Genomic DNA, 623 nt, shown 5'->3' on the forward strand with positions numbered 1-623 from the left:
CCGGAGGGTCCGGCGCGGTGATGATGGAGGGTCCGGTGGACGGCGCCTCCGGAATGGGCATCACCCTCGAACCGGCGGGCGGTTCACCCCGGCCGACGTCGGCACCGCTCGCGGTCATGGACTTCCCGGCCTGACGGAGGGCTCCCGGCGGCCGCAAGCCGCAGGCCCCCGCACCGTGCCGGAAGCCGCCGCGCCGGAGGCCCGGAGGGACACCGGATCCCGGCGTGCGCCGGCCTCGCCCCGTCCGGTGTTCCCGGGGACGGGGCGAGACCTCGCGCGCAGGCGCGCACCCCCGGCAGGTGCGCCGGGCGGCGCACCTGCCGGCCGGCAGCTCCCGCACCACGGTCCGGCCGGCACCTACGGTCCGTGGACAGCGATGGAGGCCCGGCGGATGATGGAGGAAACGGGGATCGAAGCGGACGAAAGGTGTGTCCTGCGATGTCCGAGCATCCTGACTGCGCCCTGGTGCGCCGGGGTTACGTAGCGTTCAGCGAAGGCGACATGGAGACCCTCAGCTCCCTGATGACGGCGGACGCCGTCTACCACGTCCCCGGCAACAGCCCCATCTCCGGGCACCACAAGGGGCGCGAAGCGATTCTCGGCCTGTTCCGCAGGCTCGGTGA

Annotated in this window: 1 protein-coding gene and 1 pseudogene; both read left to right on the top strand. The window is 73.7% G+C overall.

The annotated features are described in order from the left end of the window. Positions 1–134, top strand: a pseudogene (locus EAO77_RS40935) (anti-sigma factor); the annotation flags it as partial. Between the two features lie 304 nt (positions 135–438). Continuing rightward, on the top strand, positions 439–623 hold a 185-nt coding region (locus tag EAO77_RS37820), incomplete at its 3' end, for a nuclear transport factor 2 family protein (protein ID WP_147992789.1).

The organism is Streptomyces sp. T39, assembly GCF_008042045.1.
Taxonomy (GTDB): Bacteria; Actinomycetota; Actinomycetes; order Streptomycetales; family Streptomycetaceae; genus Streptomyces.